The organism is Sphingobacterium sp. 1.A.4, assembly GCF_002734245.1.
GTDB classification, from domain to species: domain Bacteria; phylum Bacteroidota; class Bacteroidia; order Sphingobacteriales; family Sphingobacteriaceae; genus Sphingobacterium; species Sphingobacterium tenebrionis.
The window spans coordinates 1-3,006 of sequence record NZ_PEAZ01000111.1 but is presented as its reverse complement, the minus strand read 5'-3'; the positions used below and the strand labels follow the sequence as shown (position 1 = coordinate 3,006).

At 34.8% G+C, this 3,006-nt stretch carries 4 protein-coding genes; 3 read left to right on the top strand and 1 reads right to left on the bottom strand.

The features are described from left to right. A partial coding sequence (locus CRJ00_RS17270) for a transposase (RefSeq protein WP_144038159.1) occupies nt 1-281 on the top strand: 281 nt, incomplete at its 5' end. 99 nt (nt 282-380) lie between these two features. Beyond that, complete coding sequence (locus CRJ00_RS17265) at nt 381-1,691, top strand: cation:proton antiporter (protein ID WP_180268523.1); 1,311 nt, start codon at nt 381-383, stop codon at nt 1,689-1,691. A 106-nt stretch (nt 1,692-1,797) separates the two neighbouring features. On the opposite strand, the gene CRJ00_RS17260 is transcribed toward CRJ00_RS17265, so the two are convergent. Then, a complete protein-coding gene (locus CRJ00_RS17260) occupies nt 1,798-2,172 on the bottom strand; it encodes a hypothetical protein (RefSeq protein WP_031504811.1) in 375 nt (124 codons plus the stop codon). Between the two features lie 102 nt (nt 2,173-2,274). Here CRJ00_RS17260 and CRJ00_RS17255 point away from each other — a divergent pair. Further along, on the top strand, nt 2,275-3,006 hold a 732-nt coding region (locus tag CRJ00_RS17255), incomplete at its 3' end, for an IS982 family transposase (protein ID WP_099367981.1).

The window sequence follows — 3,006 nt, the reverse complement described above, 5'->3', positions numbered from 1 at the left end:
ATTTTTTCAATTATGCGAATATAAAGCTGGATACACCCATGAGAAACAACCAAAAAAATTATCAAAAACAAAAATATATTTTCAGAAAATCCAGAAAAAGAATTGAGACTTTATTCTCTCAACTTTGCGACCAATTTAAAATCAGAAACAATTACGCAAAATCTTTTAACGGTTTTAAAATAAGGGTATTGAGCAAAATAACAGCATTAACTTTCATTCAGTTTGTCAATGTTTTTCTATTTAACAGGAAAATGAACAATATAAAAATTGCATTGATTTAATAATGCACTACGAGTTAATTATTGTTCTGCCGGAGTTCTAATTTCAAAAACAGTAAAATAAGCCGTGGCGGGATATTTGATATTTTCACCTCAAGCCGCTTGAGTATTACAGCTTCGCCTAAACGTACTGAATATTACAGCAATTCAAAAAATACTTTTAGCAATAATAAATTTACGTTCTCTATGGATCAATATCTGATTATTTTAGTAATACTCGGCGCTGCCATTTTCAGTGTGGCATGGATGCCCAAAATTTCAAAAAAAACTGGCATCTCGTACTCTATTTTTTATGTAGCAACAGGGTTTGCCCTTTATCTACTGGCTCCCGATCTTCTGCCAAACCCAATGCCTCAAAAAAATGAAAATCTGACGCTTCATTTAACCGAGTTGATTGTTATTATTTCGCTTATGGGTACTGGGATCAAGATCGACCGAAAATTTTCTTTTAAAACCTGGTCTTCCCCGTTGAAACTTGTAAGTTTTACCATGTTATTGTGTATTGGTGCAGCAGCGGTAATGGGCTATTATTTTTTAGGTTTCAGTCTTGCTTCAGCAGTACTTCTTGGTGCTGTTCTTGCTCCGACGGATCCTGTCCTCGCATCGGATGTACAGGTGGGACCTCCAAATGAGGGAATGAAATCAGAGACCAAATTTGCGCTCACGTCAGAGGCTGGACTCAATGACGGAGTCGCTTTCCCATTTACCTGGCTTGCCATTACTATTGGTCTTATGTTCACAGGCAAAGAAAGCAGCTTTTTAGATTGGTTTGCTCTTGATGTTATCTACCGAATAGTTGCCGGTATTGTGATCGGATTTCTATCAGGCAAAGGTTTTGGCATTTTGTTATTCAGAGTGTCCAAAAAATATGAGATCCTAAGAACCAGAGATGGTCTGGTGGCAGTTGCTGCTACTTTACTAGTGTATGGTATAACAGAAATTGTTCATGGTTATGGATTTATTGCAGTTTTTATCTGTGCAATCACACTAAGGCATTTTGAGAAAGATCACCAGTATCACGATACACTTCATTCTTTCACCGATCAGATAGAAAGGCTGCTAGTCTGCCTGCTACTGATTATTTTCGGAGGAGCATTAGCAATGGGTATTCTAGAACCCATAACTTTGAAAATGGTTGTGTTTTCGGTAACTTTCCTGCTAATAGTAAGACCTGTCTTTGGATGGCTGGCATTGAGTTCCTCAAAAATGAAAAACAAAGAAAGGCTGGCGATCGGATTTTTTGGCATCCGTGGGATGGGTTCGATATTCTATCTTGCATTTGCTTTCAGCAAATATAATTTTGAACATCAGGATGAATTGTGGGCTGCTGTTTCTTTAACGATCCTCTTTTCAATTTTGATTCATGGCCTTACGGCGACGCGTGTCATGGAATATCTTAAAAGAGAAGCATAGGATCAGTAATACAGGGTTCTACAGAAAAAAACCTCACATTTTAAGAAAATATATTGTTCCTGACCGCAGTAACGTATCCTTAGCGTATTGATGGCCTTGAATTCAATTATAATGATTTTGAATCTACATAATAAATTCTCTGTAATACTAAATGATATATTAGCGCACCTGAAAAGTAGCAGATAATATCTATAAAATCAGCTGTATATCTTGCTGATAGTAACGGACATATAATTTCAAATACAATGGTCAGATTAAGTGCAGCTCCCAGCAAAAACTTCAGATCCGGTCTCCAATCCGGATAATAGGTGAGCTTCATGATTTTCATTATCGTATAACTGAACATAGGGACACTATATAGATCAGTCAAATGATCATTGATTAGAGGTATGAGTATTCCATTCCTTCTCAAAAATGCGATAATTCCCCAAATGATAAGCCCTCCAATAAACCAATATGAAATATTTAATTCTTTAAACATGCATTGCGCCTAAGATGATGCTCAACCCGTAGTGCATTATAAAAAAGGTTACTCATAATACGAAAATTTCGTATATTGTATTGACTACCAATCTAATACGTTATGAATAACCTAGATGCAATTTACGATTTTATTTTAAAGGAATTAAGAAAATTAACCATCAAAGAAAATTTTTATTTCAAACCAATTAAACCAAAATTATCTGATTTAGAACTCATTGCAATAAATATTTCTGCAGAATATTTATCGATAGATTCAGAATATCAGTTGTTTAGATACCTCTCTAATTCAAAACTAAAGGGAATGATTGAGAGAAGTGTGTTTAATCGCAGAAAAAGAAAGCTTTTCTTACACTTGGAAAATATTAGAAAACTTATGGTTGCTAAATTTAATGAGATGGAAACCACTTTTATTGTAGATTCGATGCCTTTAGAAATCTGCAAAAACGCAAGAGCGAACCGCTCTAAAATTTGTAAGGAAAATGAATTTTCGTTTCCCAGCAAAGGTTATTGCGCTTCTCAATCGAGTTATTATTATGGTTACAAATTACATGCAGTTTGTTCTGTTTCCGGAGTTTTCCAAAGTTTTGATATTTCTACAGCAAGCATTCATGATATTCATTTTTTGCAAGATATCAAGCATCAAATGAACAATTGTACGTTGATTGGAGACAGGGGTTATTTATCCACCCAAGTGCAAACAGATTTTTTCAATTATGCGAATATAAAGCTGGATACACCCATGAGAAACAACCAAAAAAATTATCAAAAACAAAAATATATTTTCAGAAAATCCAGAAAAAGAATTGAGACTTTATTCTCTCAACTTTGCGAC